Origin of the sequence: Neisseria sp. P0020.S005 (assembly GCF_051957055.1) — a bacterium.
GTDB lineage: Bacteria > Pseudomonadota > Gammaproteobacteria > Burkholderiales > Neisseriaceae > Neisseria > Neisseria subflava_A.
The window spans coordinates 228,227-244,927 of sequence record NZ_JBQCWV010000001.1 but is presented as its reverse complement, the minus strand read 5'-3'; the positions used below and the strand labels follow the sequence as shown (position 1 = coordinate 244,927).

Here is a 16,701-nt window from a genome sequence, read left to right as displayed (position 1 = left end):
GACTGGTTAGCCAGCTCTTTTTTATGCTCCACCAAACGTACTCTTGGCATGTAGCAGCGCAGCCCGAACATCACTCAGGCTCAAATGGGCCTTGTTTTTGCCCACTCCGTGATAATAGCTTTGGCCGGCAGCCACCTGCTGCACATGGCCTTTCATGGCGTGCGGCACAGGGAAGGAGGCCCATTCCTGAGCCATGGCTATCATCGCCTTATTAAGGTCGTTGTGCTTGCCTTTGATAAAGTCCAAAGCCGCACCGCCGCCTGCTTTGCCAATCAGGTATTCGCTGAAGAAACGCTCCTGCAATTCCGGCGTAAATTTTTCGTTACCGGACAGCCCCAATGCTTTAACACCGGAGGCGAAGGTGGGCGGAGTCATCTGATAGCGGCCGACGGTATTAAACTCCTTTTTTCGTTGGGCGGCCATGATTTCGTTTATCGTCATACTGGTCAAATTGCGTGTAGCGGCTCTCTGTCCGTAGCGTTCTCCTAAATTGACCGAATTGTAACCGCCTTCTCCTTTACTGATGAGGGAGCGCAATGCTGACATCGGCGCGGCATTGTCCGGTGCTGCGGATGCGGTAGTTGGACTGCTTGAAGTAACTTCGCCCAGACCGCGTACTTGACCAGATTCGGCCAGCCTTTCGAAGCGCTCCGCAGCCGCCTGATTCTTAAAGTTGAAGTGGATGTGGTTGCCGGTGGCACCGCCTTCGCCTTTCTTCTCATAATCCACATAATAGTCTTTGTCACTGAACCCGTTTTGCTGCATAAAGTCACGGATTTTATGTTCTGCCTCCATCCAACTGGTATGGCCGGTACCCAAAGCCTGCGTGCTTTTGCCTTCTTGATCTAAAACCATATCAAGTGCCAAACCGCGTACATGTGTACTGTTTGGACGGTGATCGACATGATAGGAGTCGTTGAAGGCACTGAAACGGACATCCTGTTTGTCGGTATCGAACAGTTTTTCCATTGCGTGCGCCATCGCTAATACACCTTCCTGGGTTTTCACCCCGTTTTTGGCTTCGCCACCAAAGGCTTTGTTGTGTGCCAATGTAGTCAGTCCTTCACGGTCAGTGGGCAGGTAACTGCCACCGTCCTGTGCATTCAGCGAGGTTTTGTGCAGGCCACTGGAAGAGGGTGCATGATTTTGGTCGCTGTAATCCAGCATTTGATCTGCTGTCGGTGCAGTTAACTTGCGACCAATAATGCTTTCTAGCGACGAGCCGTCAAACGTTTTGCTGGAATCGTTAGGATTGTAGTTGTCCAACATCTTATTCAGTTCGGCATAGCGTTTATTGAGAGCATCAGTATCGCCAAATACGGCTGTTTTACCCAGTAAGCCGCCCCCACTTTCTTCTGTTAGATGAGTAATAGATGCCGCACCATCAGCAATTTTTTCTAGACTACTACGTTGGCGCAGTTCCTTCTCAATCGCCTGCTTTTCCTCAATCGCAGCCACTTTCATGGCATTGTTGGCCTCAATAACCTTACGCTGCTCGGCGATGGTCATGCCCATGCTGTTGACCTTTTCGCCGACCTGCGGACCGAGGTTGCGGGTACCGCCTAACCGTTCACCAACATTCAAATCCTGACGGAAACTGCCAAGGGAAGCCGCGTTCTGAGGGTCGATGTCTTGGTTGATACGCGCTGCTGCCTGTCCCTGCATCATCTTCTGATGCTCAAGCATATCCATACGACCTTCCAGCATTGCTTTGTGGGTTTCGATGCCCTGCATATCACTGTGGTTGAAGATTTCTCGCATGGCGGCATTGGCCGCTAACCGTTCCTCATCGCTGCCACCGGCATTGAATGCCATCAATTTGTCGAACAGTGCACCATTGGCATTGCCGCCGAAACGACCCGCATCCATAATGGTCTGCGCCACTTTGTCGCTGTACTGCTCGGCAGCGGTAATGGCTGCATTACGCTGGATGTCGGCGGCCTGACTGTCTCGGTCGACATTGATCATGACTTCATTGAACATTTTTTGGTCGATACTGGTGGCGCTGCTGCCGGATTGTTGCAGGGAAGCAGCGTTTTCCAAACTACTCATATCGGAGCGCAAATCGGAAAGGGTCTGGCTGTGAACCTGTTGCAGTGTCTGCGAGTCCAGGCTTGCCGCCGTCATGGTCAGACCGTTGCGGTTGGTTACACTGCTGCTGGTAGTCGTACCCTCCGATTTCTCACTACCGGTACTGGTGCTGTTGGTGTCAGAAGTTTGGCCATTTGCAGAAAGCTCAACCATACCTCCTGCTTTGGCACTTGCAGATGCACCAAAGCCTAGCAATTCTGCTCCCGGAGTAGATAGTTTTAATGAAGCATCAGCTCCCGCATATACCTTTCCTCCTATTCCCTTCGTAGTTGAATCCGCCATCACATGCGTACCCGCTTCCACATAACGCGCCGAAGCTTGCTGGCCGGTCGCCTGGTCGATAACCCAGCCGGAAGAGGTGGCCACGCCGTCTGAATCGACATGGGCAAACGTCATCTGCTCCGCCGTCGTACCCAACGCGCTGGCCTGTGCGGACAGTACGCGCTTAGCCGTTTCGGTCTGACTGTCGGTCATGGCGAGGTTGAAAGTAGTTGGGCTGTTTGCATAGGCGTTAGACTGCAAATCCTCCATGCTTTCCACAGGGCCGTATTGAGTCGCATTCTGAATCATCCTCTCTGCACCGATGACGCTGGTTTTATGGAGATCTGGCGCTTCCAGTTCTTCCTTGATGGCATTTTGGCCGACCAAGTTGGCACGGTTGGCAATCGCCGCAAATCCATAGGCTGAACCGCTCAAAATAAAGAACAGAATGGTCGGTATATAGGCCATCAGCGATGAACCGGTTAGAATGGATTTTTGGATGCTGTCGAACAGTCCGGCGGTAAATCCCGGAGACAGCACCACGTTCGGCGTACCACTGTACATAATGGCCAAGGTAGCTTTGTATAGGTTGTCCATCAGGTTTTGCTGCATGAAATGGGCAATCAGGGTGTCAATCGGCAGCCAGGCGTTAATCCACGCCGCCAACATGATGTACATGCCCAACAGTTTGAAACCCGCCCAGCCACGAATCACTATCATGAATACCATCAGCGGGGTCACCCCAATATACAGGCACAGCATCAGGTTCAAGAAGCCTTCGGCCAGCGTCTGAAAAATCGACGCTTCACCGGCGGCATCCACGGCGGAAGTACCGATGGCATCCGTCATCATGGCGGCGGCCTGGGTACAGGAGGCATCTTGTGCACCGATACACTGATTTGCGATTTGATTAAAAATCATCGAAGCCTGAATCGAAGCCGCATCAATCTGCACGCCGGCACTGTAATACTGTGCCAGGGCATTTGGTGTCAGGGTACCGCTCTGCTTTGCCATAGCGTAGGCCGTCGTCAATACGTCCGCCGGTCGCGGATTGCTGCCAGAAGAGCCTCTGACCTGGGTCGCCAATGCACCGGGTAATTCATCCAACTCGGTCTGAATTTTGACTGCACGCGCAGACGAGTCTAACGTTACACCGGAGCTGCCACTCATGTTGCGGGTAGCCACAATCTGATTGGCGGCTGCCGAAGCGCTTTGCGCGGTTGCCGGAGTAGTGTGGCTCAATACTTGGGCAGCGATGATTTTGCCAGCATCGGCACAGTTCATCGAAGTTTGGATAGCCTTGCCGCCGCTAGCCGGATCGGGAACCATAATCTGTGTCATACCGCTTTGATGGCCGCTGGTCAGCACGCGCAGGAAGCCTTCTTTACTCACGTCGCTCCAACGCACATTCCAGCCGCAGGAGCGGGTAGCAATGGCCATATTGGTCATGATTAGGGCGTTTTCAGGGGTGTTGAACTGACGGCGCAACTGCATCAGTGTACGCAGCGGACTAAAAAAGCCCTGCGTTCCGTGTACCGACAGATTACCGGCTACCGGCCCTTCGACGGCTGCCGTACCCGTCCAGTTGACATCGGGCACTACGCTACTGGCCGTGTCGATGCCTTCGGTAAAACTCTTACCCAACTTACTGAACAAGCCCAACGTCCATGCCACACCAACCGGGATGTTGTCCACCTTACGGAAACGCACCGCACCGGCATTGCTGTTCAATGCTTGGTCGTAATAGGAGGCAACATATACCGGCGTAGTCGGAATAATCGCGAACGCCAAAAAGATGATCATAAGGATGGTTTTGAACGGCTCTAATTTCATCGAGGTTGCCGCGCTCAGGCACATTAGCGTGATAGCTATCAGGATGGCCAGCTGAATGGCGGAGATGACCATAGAGCCGGAATCGCTGTTGAACAGCATGGCTATCATACTGAAGGTACGGGCAACCATGTCGATGTCGCCGACCACCCAAATGGTCGAGATATCGGCATTTCCGGGAATTTCGCTGTCGGGAATTGCGGCATAGGCGGCTGGTACGAAAGCCGCCAATAAAGCCAAGACAGCACTGATGCGGGCTAGGTGGCGTTTCAGGGAAGGCATGATACGGTTTCCTTATTTTGCTGCAGTGGTCAATCCGTTTTTAATCGCCAATGCAGTATCCAGCATCTGCGACAGGTTCTGCATGGTTTGGGAACGCGCATTGAAGGCCAGGCGGTTGTTGGCTTCCTGCTCCAGTTTTGCCATTTGTGTTTTTTGGCTGTCACTCAGCGGCACGATGTGCTTGCCGTTTTGGGTCACGTTGGCAGAGTAGGCCGAGGCGATGTTTTTGTTCATGGCCATCACCAGCTCTGCGCCCATCTGCTCCGCCCATGCATCGGCAAAGGCTGAGACGGCTTGGGTTTGCAGACGCGTACCGGATTTGGCTGCCGCAGCCAGCTTGCTGCGGATTTCTTCCGGAATCGAATTGACGAAGGCAATCTGCTTGGTACTTTGAGGGATGGTATTGTCAGCCAAGTGCGCCATAATCGAATCGGAAGCGATAGCGGTTACGACGGAGTCACCCATACTGCTGCGGTCGCCGTAAGCGGTCTGTTTGCCGGCCATCATATTGATGATGTAGCGTTTCACGCCGGGAAACTCGGTTTCAGCCATGGTCACAGTTTGGCAGCTGTCGGCCTTATTGATGTTGAAATCGGAACATTTGTAGCCGTCCAATGCCGCACCGGTCTCTCTGCCATACACCAAATCACGGAACGACCAAATCGGTTCGTACACCTTATCGCCTTTTTCTTTGGATTCCTTAGCAAACATGCCGCCGGAAGTGCTGGAAGCGGCATTGCTTCCGGTCAGCGCAATGGTGGTGCCGTACAGGTTCATCGCCAGTTGCAGGTAGCTCTGGTCGCCACCGTAAGGCTCGGTATTGATACCGCCTCCGCTCTGACCGTTTTTGCCGAATACGCCTGCGGATGCTAGGGTATTCATCATGTTGTTGCCGTAAATGGTAGACTGTTCAGCCGCATCATCAGGACGATTGGCATTTTTACCGGAATAGCTGCGCTTTTGCAGGGCTTCCGAAAAATCGGAAACCGCACCTTTGGCCGCGCCCCATGCCGCCTCGAAGCTGCCTTTGGTTTCGCCGAGCATGCTACTTATCTGTGAAGTGTCGCCGCGTGCCGCTTCAACCATCGCACTGCTGATTTGGCAGGTGTTTTTGGCTGCTCCGTTAATCTTGCTAGTCATGTCGTGCAGACCGCTCATGATGTTTTCGCAGGACGGACACATATTGTTCAAGGCGATTTTGAGGGCATAGCCGGTACCGTTGGCCATGATTGCGCGGATGATGTTGCGCATATTGTCCACGGAGATCATGGAAAACGAACCAAAGTAGGCATCAATGCCGCCGCATCCGGCCGAAAAGCGCGGCGGGTCGTAGGCCAGAATATTGAACGAACGCACTGGCGAACGCATACTCAGACCACCAAGCGAACCGCCGTAGTTACCGTTGACAGCTCCCAATTCGGGAGAGGTCGTCGTCCACATCGCATCCATGCCGGAAGCGATGTCGGCCTGAACGGTCGAAGGCAGGGCGGCAAACAGCAGTGAGGCGGCCACTACGCCGATTTTGATGGTCGCGTAAGTGGTTTTGGCTTTGTTTTTCAGAATCGACATAACTTGGGTCTCCTACATTTTGTTTTTGATGATGCCGTTCAGCATTTTGACCACTTCGTCCATATTGTCTGGGTCTTCCAACTTGGTTTTAGCGGCATTCAGATCCTTGCTGCTGATCATTCCGCGCTCGTTCAGTTTGGCGATGTTGGTCAGGTTCGGATCAGCCAGATTCATGTCGATGGCCGCCGTGACGATTTTTTGCTCCAATTCACTCATACTCATTGCACCGTGGGCGACGACGGCCACGCGGTCGGGCGGGGCAACCAAAATGGTTGCAGGTGTCAGTTGGATGCCCATGCTGCGTGCGCGTTGTCCACCACGGTCATAACGGATTTGCGCGGGTTTCATGCCGTTGATGACACCGCCGTCGGTACTGATATAGCGCACCTGCATGTTGTATTTCTTTTCCAGCATCTTGGTGACTTGGTACTGGCTTTGGCAAAAGGCGCAACTGCTGTCGAAAAACATCCAAATACCGGCTTTGCGGCTCAAATCCTTGATGATGCCTTCTTTGGCCTGGTCGATCTGCCACAGTACCTGTTGGCGTGCCAAGGCGGAAATCGGTACGCGCACCGATTCTGACAACATCGGGTCGGCATCGGTCACTTTTTTGCTCATACGGGCAAATTCGTCGGCCTTATCGAGCATCAGCCGGTTGACGTATAGATAGGCGCGGACGTTCTCTTCGGTCGGATTGGAAATTGCCAGCTCGAGCAACTCTTTCTGTTTGTCGCGTATCCAGGTGGCGGAGCCGAACTCGGCCTTTTTTTCGGTCTTGGGTGCTTCTTGTTTTTCATACGGCTTCGGAGCCGGCACAGCTTCCGGTTTGGGTTCTTCTTTGGACTTAGGTTTGGGTTTAGCGGCAGGCCTGTCCTTGTACCAGAAGTAGCCGTCGTCGATAGCCTTCCCGAAGGCGGAACCCTCTGCCAGTGCCTGCATGCTCCAACCCGCACCAACCAAAGCGGCCAGCATCAGACCGGCGGCGGTTTTTGTTTTCCAGTTTTTCATCGTATTCAGCCTCTAACGGATGGTGGCAGGGTCTTCAAACAGCGGGGCGGCGTAGTCGAACGGAGCAGGGCGGATGCCTCGACGTTGCAGCCACATAGTGACGGAACTGCCGACCCGCTTCTGCTCGTCCGGCTTCAGACTGTTCATGGCGCGCTTAGCATAAGATGCGTACTGTTTGTCGGTTGCCGCCGCGATTTGCAACCAGCGTACAGCTTCGAGACGGTTTGCTTTGTGCATGCTGTCGACTTTGCTGTAATAGCGTGCCAAAGCCACCATTGCGCCACTGTGCCAACGGTCGGCAGCACGGTTGTAATAGGGAAGAGCTGCAGGCTGGTTTTCAGCGGCAATCAGCAGTCCATAACGGTAAAGCGCATTCGGGTCGCGCATCCGAGCGGCATTGGCATAATGGCTGCGAGCCTCAACCAACTGCGTCGGTGCTGATTTGGCTGCCGCCTCCTTAATCAGGCCGGCATGGTATTCGGCCGGCCAAAACACGGCGTTTCGACCTTTGCTTTCGCGATATGCCTGTATCGCGGTCAGAAGCCATTTCAATGCACTACGGCTGTCTGGAGCCACACCCTTACCGTAGTAGTAGGCCAGACCGAGGTTGTAAGCAGCCAAATGGTTGCCGGTCAGGCTTCCGTCGGGATTTTTAACTGCTTTTTGATAGGAACGCAGCGCCAGTTGCATATCCTGACGGCCGGACAGTTTGCCGGTTTCGGCCAGGTAGCCGTAATAAAGCGAAGCCCAACGGTTGCCTCCGTTGGCCGCATCCCTCAGCTTGGCTGCATATAGGTTGTCGCCGTGGGTAAAACGTTCGTACAGTTGTCGTGCCGCCTCCTGTTCGCTTGGTTTGCGCTTGTAGCCAGTTTTCGGGGCGGGGTTATCCGCTTTTTTCTCTAACGGTGCTTTGGCAGCCGGCGTACCGATACTTCGGCGCTCTCCACCGAAAACTTTTCTGTCCATTTCCTGTTTGCCATCCTGTGCCGCCGCATTCAGAGCGGTCAACAGAGTCAGACAGACAGCAGCGGTTTTAACGGTATTCATCTCTCACTCCTCAATCAAATTCACAGCAGTCCACCCAACGCCACAACAGGTAAACCGCATCTTCGTCACCGGTTTTCGTACCTTTCTCGCTGCGGCCCAAACCCCACCGCAAGCTGCTGGTTCCGAGACGATGGGCGCAGCGGCTGGTAATGTTCAAAAAGCTCGCCACCTCTCCCGCGCTTTGCTTGACGGCTGCCCCCAAATCCAAACCCGCGGCACTGCCGGAAGCCGAACCAGAAGAAGATTCGCTGTACGGATACAGCATGGTGGACTTAAATTCGGATTTGCGCGGATAAGGAGCGGGTATCGGAGAACACAATGCGTCGTCGCCGACGGTACTCATGCTGGCAAAACCGCCAGTGCGGTTGGATACCATGATGGACCGGTTTAGAATCGTCGAGGTGGCGACGGTGCTGTCGCGCTCGGCTGACAGCGAACCGACGGCCGGAAGGTTGTTCCCCATGCAGCCGCCTAACCAAAAAGCGGTATCGTCGGCATAACCCCAACCGGCTCCGGTGGTATTGGCCACACAGGAGGCAGTATGCGCCGCCATATCGAACAGGGGATTGTTGACTACATTGCCGATGGCCATCCACTCCGGATAGAGCAGGTTGCTCCATACCACGTCGCTTTTCGACCAGGTAGGCTGCAATACCGAACTCTCGAAAGAGCCGCGATAGAAACAGCGTGGTGTCCAGCCGTAAATGTTGTACATCGGGAATTCCCAGCTGTGGTAGTGATAGAAACCAGTATCATATTTACCTTGGCCGACACTACCGCCGTTGGCGGAAACCTCGCCGGTCAGTCCGCCGACACGAGACATCTGTTTCAGAACCTGTCCGACTTTGTCGCCGTAAACAGGCGAGCAGGAAGGATTGCGCACGACTTCGACCAAGCGGGTAGGCAGCCACATACCGCGCGTATAGCCATAGCGGACATACGGTTCTTTGCCGCATTTGCAGATACTCTTATTGGTCGCGTGCGGTGGATTGGGTACGTCGTTACCGGAAATAACGGTGTTGCCCATGATGCGTAAAGGGAAGGCCGAATCAAAGCAGAAGTCGGTGATTGCGCCCATACCGGCATTGGAACAACTGTTGGCCGAAGCAAAACCGGCTGCTGCACCAAAGAGCAGGGTGGCAAGGATTTTTTTCAACATGACGGACTCCTACGGATTCTTTACTTCGACGACATCGAAATGCTTGCCGTTCTGACGGTAATAGGTCGGTACGGCTTTGACCTGCAACAGCTTGCGGGTTCTGTCGTCCAACGGCGCGGCATTCAGTCCCGCATCGTCCAAACGGCCTAAGCGTGTGTACAGCACCACCAGATCGGGATGGTATTTCTTCATGGCTTGGGCGAAACGTACCTGCCAGGCATTGCGGCCGTCGATGACCACCAAACCGCGCACGCCGGCTGGATCCAAGGCCAAAACATTGAAGCGTGTTCCGCGCGGATACAGAACCTTGCCGGTTTTCGGATCGGTAATGTCGAAAGCGGCCATCTGATAAGGTATCACGTGGGTAATTTTGCGCTCTGCTGCTGCCGGGAGATTCAGACGGCCTGCCAAGGCTGCCTGTGCATCCTGACGAGCTTGTGCCGCTTCCTTGTTCCAGTCGCGCTTTTGTGCCTGTCGGCGCATAACGTCTGCCTGATCGGGTTCGCTTACGCGCCACTGCTGGCTCAGGCGTTGGTTGAAACGGCGCTCTTTGACCGCATTGACCGAAGCGTTGATGTTTTGTACACCCTGCACCAGATACCATTTGTTGTTGCTGTCTTGATGCAGCAGTGCTGGAACGTAGGTTATCTGGTATTCGGCAAATGCAGCCGGCTGCACAATGATGTTCGGCGGGTTTTTCTTGGCACGCTGCGACAGCTTTTTATAGAGGGTGTCGGTGTAATCGAACATTTCCTCCACACTGCCGTTCCCCCAGCCGCGATAGGCAAACACCACGTCTTTACGTCCGGCTCCCTGTTCCAACAGGCCCAATACAATCTGTTCCGGCATGGAACGGCTTAAAAAGACCACTGTGCGCGTGTGCTGTAATTCCTCCATGGTCGGATTCTGTCCGGCCGGCAGACGGCGGCTCCCCGCCGTCAGTTGCTCGGCCTCTTTGGTAAACTGCACGCTGCGTGCTTTCTGCTGCCGGATCAGGTCGCTTAAAAACGCCGCGTCATCGGCTTTTGCCTCAAAACAGAACGCGCAGGCGGCCAACCAAAGCGCTGACAGGATACGGCCCCCAGTAGCGGGAGTCATACGAGTGTTTTTCCGTTCCATATACGAAAACTTCATCCTTTCCCAGACGGTATTCGGTATCCCATGCCGTCAGAGGTTTGTTCCACTTGCCGGCGACGTAGCGCACATCGCCCAAAAATCTGCCGTTGATGTACAGATTGCCGTTTTTGACGGTCACTCTGTCTCCCGGCAGTCCTGCAACCAACTTGCCGACCATCTCGCCGTCTGCCAGCACCGGCTGCATGTTTTTAGCCGGAAACAGCACCAAATCGTAACGCTCCAACTGTCCGACGGCTTCTGTTTTATCCCAAAGATAGACCGACCACGGCAAGCAGCCGGAAATCGTGCGCTCCAGCATGATGCCGTAACGCTCGGTAATGCCGACCGAGGCGAGCTTGACCGCCAAAACCAACGGCACCGCCCACAGGCCGCGCAGCCAGTCGTTCCGGGTCAGCTCTTTCCCCAACACCTTCATCAGTCCAACTCCGCTCCGCCACCTGCCGTACCGGTTGCCGGCAAGCCGCCGTCTTGAGGCAGGGAAGCCGGCGGCTGCACGGCATTGGGAGAAAAACCTGTTTGCGGTGCAATCAGCGTAATGCCGAGTTCCTGCGCCACCCGCTCGGTAATGTCCGCCCCTTTAGGGTAGGTTACGACGGCCGAGCGTTGGACGATAATCATGCCGTCATCGGACATCTGACTGAGTTTCGCCTGTACCTGCTCGAGATTCTGCGTCAGCATCCGGCGTACCTCGTCAGGGTCTTGGTTTTGCGACCTGCTCATTGCCTGTGTCAGGTAAGACGCCGCCAAGCGGTCGCTGTCGACTACATAAAATCCTGCGGCAGGTTTGGCCATAAGGCTGAACGACGATTGGTAAAAGTTGTAGCCGGCCAGCATTAGTGCCACCGCCGCCAACCCCAAGGCCAGCAGGCTGCCAGAGCCGTTGTCGGCCGTATCGGTACGACCACCTGTTTCCTGCTGATTGTCTGTTTTGGCTTTACTGCTCATGCATACTCCTTTTCAGATTCCGTTTTCATCAATCCAACCATTGTTATCGATGCCTGTTATTTTCGGTGTTCGCCGAATATGAACGTCGCACTCATTGCATAATCCTTTTCTTAGTCAAACGTACCGTCGCCGTAACGGTTCCAGGCTTCGCGGCGGATAAGGTCCGCCACTTTCTCACCGGCACGGATGCGGTTTTTCAAATCGGTAAAAAATACCCCTTCAGTACTGAACAGTACGCGGTTGAACGGGGTTTCGATCAGCCGCACAATGCCAGCCGTCTCTTCGCCGGAAATCAAGACGAACTCGCCGTACTCGCCTTTGACTGTATGAATTTTCTGCAACAGGCTCGAAATATAGGGAGAGGGCTTGAACCAGCCTTCCCGCGTCGCCTGTTCCAACGAATCGCCGGTCTGACGGAACATGAATTTGGTGTAGGTTGAACCCATGATGTCGTAACCAAATTTGGTGGCGAACACCTGGTTGAAGGTTTGGCCGACTACCCATACTCCGCCATCTTCTTTACGGACTTTGGAACACAACTGCCCTGTCCATTGCGCGAACGGCGCATCCTTCAGCAAGTCACCGCACTCTTCCAGCCACAACAGCCGTTTGCGACCGTCATGTTTAATAAACATTTCCTGACTGATGCCAGTTGCAGTCATCATCAGCACCACATCGTGCAGATGGCGGTTGGTCGCCAGTCCCGACATTTCCAGCACCGTCCAGTCCGCCTCGGTCCGCAGGTTGTTTTTACCCCGGAACCAACGCCCCATGCTGCCGGTCGAGCCGAAAGGCATCAGCAGCATGGCCAACTCATGTTGTTTTCCGCTCATATGGCCGCTTTGCGCCTGCAAATACTGAATCACGTCAGTTACTTCGGCATCATTGGCTTTGGCCGTAAATACAGACTGGATCGCTTCCATCAACAAAGCGCTTTCCAAATCGTCCAAACCTTCGGTCGGTTTGGCCATCTTCCCGAAAATCGGAATCAAGATTTCCATCTCACGCTCGATGTCGCTGATACGGGTAAACGGATTCAGGCAGATGTTGGAGTTCGGATGGAAGTCGATAACCTGTGCGCCCGCGATTTGCGCCGCCGCCACATAACTCATACCCCGGTCGATGGTCCAAACCTTGGTTCCCAGCGACAGTTCGTCCTGAATCATGCGCTGAGATAGTACCGATTTACCCTGGCCGGACTGGCCCAAGATCAGACCGTTGTAATTTGAGTTCTGCGAGTCGAAAATACCGAATCGGAAAGGTTTGCCGCGACGAGTGGTAAACATGCTGCGATTGCCGAAACCCCGCCATTCGTCCATCACTGGCAGAAGGTGTGCCGCCATAGCGGTCGGCATGGTTTTAAAACGGAAAGTCCGTTTGATGCTCTCTGGCGATGCGTTCATCGGCAAAGTATTGAAGAAGCTGACTGCCGGTAACAGCCGTTCTTGACGCATAAGAAAGCCGTTACTGCGAAAATATGCTGCCATGCGTGCCAAACTTTCACGGATCTGCCGGCGGGAATGATGAAACAGCGAATACGTCGTGCAGACCTCGACCATCTGTCCGCCTTTAGTGATTTCTTCCTGTATCATTTTGAAACCTGCGAGACGGCGGCGCAGCCGAGGGGAAATCTTCAACGCTCCCGGTACTTTGGCTGCTCGTTCCGTCATCAGGTGGTTGGAGCTGACCTTGGTGCGCTTTTTATCCTGATTCGGAAAATGAATCGTGGTCTGGAACATATACGGCATACCCGGCTGCGGACCGCTGCCACTCGGATGACCGATCAAATCGATCATGCGCGACATATGCCAGGGCTTCTCTTGGGTCGGATAACGGTCGATCGTCAGAATGCCGACGTTTTGATTTTTACCGTCATGCGAAAAGCCTTTACACAGCAGAATTCCCTGTCGGAATACTCCCCAGTCCACCGATGTCCCCGGTGGGAACAGCTGCACATTCAACGGCATTTCCTCATCAATTCCGCCGTCCCATTTGCCGTCCATATCAAAGGGACGCCGTAGAATCGCCATCGCCTCGGAACGATCCGCCAACCGGATATTGAGACCGGCCGAGCGCAACTGGCTCAGACACTGGCTGTACAGCCGTTTGAACTCCTCACATTCCTTCATAAACTTGCGGTAGTCCTCTTCCGAGCCGTCCAAAGGGTGTTTGGTTTTTAGCGGAATCTTGAGCGTCCAAGTACACACCGGCTGCAGGATTTTGGCATCGCTGGCATGTAGCAATTTGCGTTTCGTTCCCTTCCGAAGGTATTCAGCACGTCCGACTACCGCTTCTTTAGCCAATGCGACCGACTCGTCACCGTAAGCACCCAGACGTTCCGCCTCGTAACGGCCAGTTACTTCGTCAATGTCGGGGATGCCAAAATTGTGAAAAGACATCAGCGTGCCTGCTGGATATTGGATTTCCAGCAATTCGTCAAAGGAATTGCCCATTTCAGCATTCCAGCCCGGAAGCGGATCGAACAGGCCCATGGTCGCAATCGCATTTTCGTTTTCGTAATAGAAAATTCCATCAGCATCATCGCCGGCAATCAGACTGACAAATTGACGTCCGCCGTCGCGGTTACGGTTGATTTCAAAAATATCGGGTTTAGACATGTTTGCCCCAAAGTGAGAGTAGCCAGGGGCGGCAGAAAGCCGCCCTTATTCCGTATAACATGGAATCAGAACGGCGCGTCATCCGCTTCGTTCGGACGTGGCGGACGTAAGGTGACGGATTCAATGCGGGTCGAATCCAGATTGAGGTAGATGTCTTCTACGCGGATTTTACGGGTACGGTGAACCACACCATCTTTCTCATAAGAACCGATGCTTTCTCGGCCAGTAATTGTTACAGGCAGCCCCTTGACTAGAATACTGGCCAAATGCTCGGCACGGCGCTCCCAGTATTCGCATTCGACCCATTCGGTATGACCTGCGACATAACGACGCTCGCCCGACGAATTATCGGGACGGTATTCGGTAGAGGCGATGGAAAAATTTAATACAGTGACTTCTTCGCCACCAGAACGTTGGATTTTTTTGAGGGTAATGTTTTGACCGAGATTACCTCGGATTTTCAGATCAATAGACATGCCAGGCATTCCTTTCGGATTGCCTGTGTTTTGAATATGGTAAATATAAACTCTACCAATAAAGATGGGGGTAAAATGCAATTTACCCCTGAATTTTTTATTTGTCAATAGGTTTTGTGAAAATTTTGCAGATGTTTTTCAATACTAAGTGGTTGAAAATAAATGTGATAAGCATAATCCTACCTCAGAAAGCGTCGACACCCACAAGCCTCCGGCTCATATTCGTTCCTGAGGGTACAAAACTCTTTTCTCTAGATTTTACTACTAGGATAGGAACAACATCAGGCGGCCTCCTCTAAACACCTCCAGCCTCTGCTTCAGTATCCAGGCAAATCTTCTTCAAACGGATTGTAACGCACCCTGTCGGGCAGCATATTTTTTTCAAAACCGCTCACAGCCAGCGCTGCCTCAATTTCCACTTTCATGTCGTACAGCTGCCTCAGCCTGAATACCAACAACCCCGCACGGTGGAAATAGTCCTTCATGGCAAAATACACTTGGAAGTGAATCATGATTTCATCGAACGATGAGTTCTTTTTTTGCAGCAATTCAAAAACCTGTTCCCATTCGTTGAGGTTCTGCCCTCGATACAAAAAGCACACATAGGGAATGTGGTACTCGTCCCGAGGATAATGCGGTAGGTTTTTACCCATACCGTAGTTCCTACGGGAACGAACCCCAAGAAACAAAATGCCCTGTTCTCGCATTTCCTTGACTTCTGCAACAAACACCTTCGCATCCATGGTCAGCTCGCGCCATTCTGTTTCAAAACGGCGGATTTGCCCATTTACGGCATCAATGCCCTTAATACGTTTCAAACTGCCGAAACGCCCGTATAGCGTATCCGCAGTTATATCTTGTCTTTCCATGCTATCCACTTGCCAGTTAATAATTTCCAATCAACCCACGGTATTGCCATGACGGAAATGTCCACAATCCATATGCTTTATCCACAGACGCTAGAATGTATAGGGAGTATACACCTATCTTGCTTCAGCTTCGCCCTTACCCTTAAAAGTCTTTTAGCGTATTGACTTTAATTACACGAATTTTCCACCGAAGAAAATTTACTCTTATGCTTCTTCCCCGATAGCCAAAAGCCCGTATTGCGCCGCATAAGCCGTCATTTTTTCCAACTCGGCAGCCGAGAACGGAGAGCGCAGGAAAATGTATTGAGGTACGGTTTCATAGATCAACACATTATGTGGAATAGGATCAACCGCCTTTTCATCAATTGCTGTTTTCAGACGTTTGCCCAGCGAACCGTCTTCATCATTCAGGAAGTCGTGACGTGAAAGGTTTTTAATCTTGCGCATTTTCATCGTAACCAAGTACAGATTTTGGTTCAGTCTTCTGATATGCGAACCGCCCTCTCGGATGATTTTGTTACATACCGAGTTTTCCAACAGACCTTTCAGCATCAGTGTTTTGGCCAGACGGATATACATGTCGTATGCCGTCAACAGTTGGATTAGGCTAAAACCGTAACCACGGATATGGCCGACAGGAATGCTTACCGGCTTCTCGTTTTCAACCACACCGATATGGATTCCGGAAGTGTTAACCCGTTCCACCAACAAACGCATTTTATCGGTTTCGTCCTTCAAAAAAGCCGCAGTCTGAGACAACTCGTGTTCGAACTTGATTAGTGCGGCATGGGCAAACGGATTACCGTCTTGGGTCATTTTAATCAGTTCAGCCGTCAATGCCATTACATAACGGATTCCCGGCCAACGTTCACGGATACGGTTCTTATCATTCATCCCCTCCCATGCACGTACAGCCTGTTTGGTATGCAGCAACATATAGTCCTGTTGGAGATCACGCAGTTTGCCGATACTGTCAAACTTGGAATCAGCACTCATAAAAATTTCTATGTCTTCCAAAGTAGCCCCGGCATTTTTAAAAAATGGATTGATGCTATCAGCACCCATAAGAGGGGCTAGCCGTTTATCTCGGATATATTTTTGAAGCAACTGTCTGTGACTGGAGAATTGGCGCACCGCCTCATATTCGGGATTATCCTTCATAACGCTAAAAATATTGATTTGGTGGACACCGCCAAACAAATTGCCTAACCGCTTTTCTTCGCCGTTATAGTCATACCCGTTGGAGAAGAACGACTGTTTGACCGTCGGTATTTTCTGAGACCATTCGGGCGGTGTTTGAATAGCGTAAGGCGGAATAACGATACGGTGTTTTGCACTCATGAAAAAGCTCCTCGGGTTAAGTTGATAAACTGGTCGGATTTTTGAGCCAGTTGCGGAAATTAAATTCG

Annotated in this window: 12 protein-coding genes; all 12 read right to left on the bottom strand. The window is 52.6% G+C overall.

Translation table 11 applies throughout. The features are described 5' to 3' along the window. Positions 1-21: 21 nt before the first annotated feature. Positions 22-4,464, bottom strand: coding sequence for a conjugal transfer protein TraG N-terminal domain-containing protein (locus ACTHTU_RS01185; RefSeq protein ID WP_440361504.1), 4,443 nt, complete (start codon positions 4,462-4,464; stop codon positions 22-24). A 12-nt stretch (positions 4,465-4,476) separates the two neighbouring features. Continuing rightward, positions 4,477-6,033, bottom strand: coding sequence for a conjugal transfer protein TraH (locus ACTHTU_RS01180; RefSeq protein ID WP_440361503.1), 1,557 nt, complete (start codon positions 6,031-6,033; stop codon positions 4,477-4,479). A gap of 12 nt (positions 6,034-6,045) precedes the next feature. Continuing rightward, positions 6,046-7,041, bottom strand: a complete 996-nt coding sequence (gene traF / locus ACTHTU_RS01175) for a conjugal transfer protein TraF (protein WP_440361502.1) — start codon at positions 7,039-7,041, stop codon at positions 6,046-6,048. A gap of 12 nt (positions 7,042-7,053) precedes the next feature. Continuing rightward, positions 7,054-8,088 carry a tetratricopeptide repeat protein gene (locus ACTHTU_RS01170; protein WP_440361501.1) on the bottom strand — a complete coding sequence of 345 codons (1,035 nt, stop codon included), beginning with the start codon at positions 8,086-8,088 and terminating at the stop codon, positions 7,054-7,056. Positions 8,089-8,098: 10 nt separating this feature from the next. Beyond that, on the bottom strand, positions 8,099-9,247 hold the full coding sequence (locus ACTHTU_RS01165; RefSeq protein WP_440361500.1) for a TraU family protein: 1,149 nt from the start codon (positions 9,245-9,247) through the stop codon (positions 8,099-8,101). Between the two features lie 9 nt (positions 9,248-9,256). After that, positions 9,257-10,345, bottom strand: a complete 1,089-nt coding sequence (locus ACTHTU_RS01160; protein WP_440361499.1) for a TrbC family F-type conjugative pilus assembly protein — start codon at positions 10,343-10,345, stop codon at positions 9,257-9,259. After that, complete coding sequence (gene lepB / locus ACTHTU_RS01155) at positions 10,278-10,799, bottom strand: signal peptidase I (protein ID WP_440361498.1); 522 nt, start codon at positions 10,797-10,799, stop codon at positions 10,278-10,280. Before lepB ends, ACTHTU_RS01160 begins: the two co-directional genes overlap by 68 nt. Continuing rightward, positions 10,799-11,329: a hypothetical protein gene (locus ACTHTU_RS01150; protein ID WP_440361497.1), complete on the bottom strand. Its 531-nt coding sequence runs from the start codon at positions 11,327-11,329 to the stop codon at positions 10,799-10,801. Before ACTHTU_RS01150 ends, lepB begins: the two co-directional genes overlap by 1 nt. A gap of 110 nt (positions 11,330-11,439) precedes the next feature. Next, positions 11,440-13,947 (bottom strand): TraC family protein, encoded by a 2,508-nt coding sequence (locus ACTHTU_RS01145; RefSeq protein ID WP_440361496.1) that lies wholly within the window; start codon positions 13,945-13,947, stop codon positions 11,440-11,442. A gap of 65 nt (positions 13,948-14,012) precedes the next feature. Continuing rightward, positions 14,013-14,423 (bottom strand): single-stranded DNA-binding protein, encoded by a 411-nt coding sequence (locus ACTHTU_RS01140; protein WP_440361495.1) that lies wholly within the window; start codon positions 14,421-14,423, stop codon positions 14,013-14,015. Positions 14,424-14,740: 317 nt separating this feature from the next. Then, a complete protein-coding gene (locus ACTHTU_RS01135) occupies positions 14,741-15,292 on the bottom strand; it encodes a hypothetical protein (protein ID WP_440361494.1) in 552 nt (183 codons plus the stop codon). Between the two features lie 204 nt (positions 15,293-15,496). After that, on the bottom strand, positions 15,497-16,701 hold a 1,205-nt coding region (locus tag ACTHTU_RS01130), incomplete at its 5' end, for an AcaB family transcriptional regulator (RefSeq protein ID WP_440361493.1).

Excerpts from the sequence above, each read along its gene's own strand:
- ACTHTU_RS01185 (WP_440361504.1), bottom strand. The coding sequence starts at position 4,464 with ATGCCTTCCCTGAAACGCCACCTAGCCCGCATCAGTGCTGTCTTGGCT.
- ACTHTU_RS01180 (WP_440361503.1), bottom strand. The coding sequence starts at position 6,033 with ATGTCGATTCTGAAAAACAAAGCCAAAACCACTTACGCGACCATCAAA.
- traF (WP_440361502.1), bottom strand. The coding sequence starts at position 7,041 with ATGAAAAACTGGAAAACAAAAACCGCCGCCGGTCTGATGCTGGCCGCT.
- ACTHTU_RS01170 (WP_440361501.1), bottom strand. The coding sequence starts at position 8,088 with ATGAATACCGTTAAAACCGCTGCTGTCTGTCTGACTCTGTTGACCGCT.
- ACTHTU_RS01165 (WP_440361500.1), bottom strand. The coding sequence starts at position 9,247 with ATGTTGAAAAAAATCCTTGCCACCCTGCTCTTTGGTGCAGCAGCCGGT.
- ACTHTU_RS01160 (WP_440361499.1), bottom strand. The coding sequence starts at position 10,345 with ATGACTCCCGCTACTGGGGGCCGTATCCTGTCAGCGCTTTGGTTGGCC.
- lepB (WP_440361498.1), bottom strand. The coding sequence starts at position 10,799 with ATGAAGGTGTTGGGGAAAGAGCTGACCCGGAACGACTGGCTGCGCGGC.
- ACTHTU_RS01150 (WP_440361497.1), bottom strand. The coding sequence starts at position 11,329 with ATGAGCAGTAAAGCCAAAACAGACAATCAGCAGGAAACAGGTGGTCGT.
- ACTHTU_RS01145 (WP_440361496.1), bottom strand. The coding sequence starts at position 13,947 with ATGTCTAAACCCGATATTTTTGAAATCAACCGTAACCGCGACGGCGGA.
- ACTHTU_RS01140 (WP_440361495.1), bottom strand. The coding sequence starts at position 14,423 with ATGTCTATTGATCTGAAAATCCGAGGTAATCTCGGTCAAAACATTACC.
- ACTHTU_RS01135 (WP_440361494.1), bottom strand. The coding sequence starts at position 15,292 with ATGGAAAGACAAGATATAACTGCGGATACGCTATACGGGCGTTTCGGC.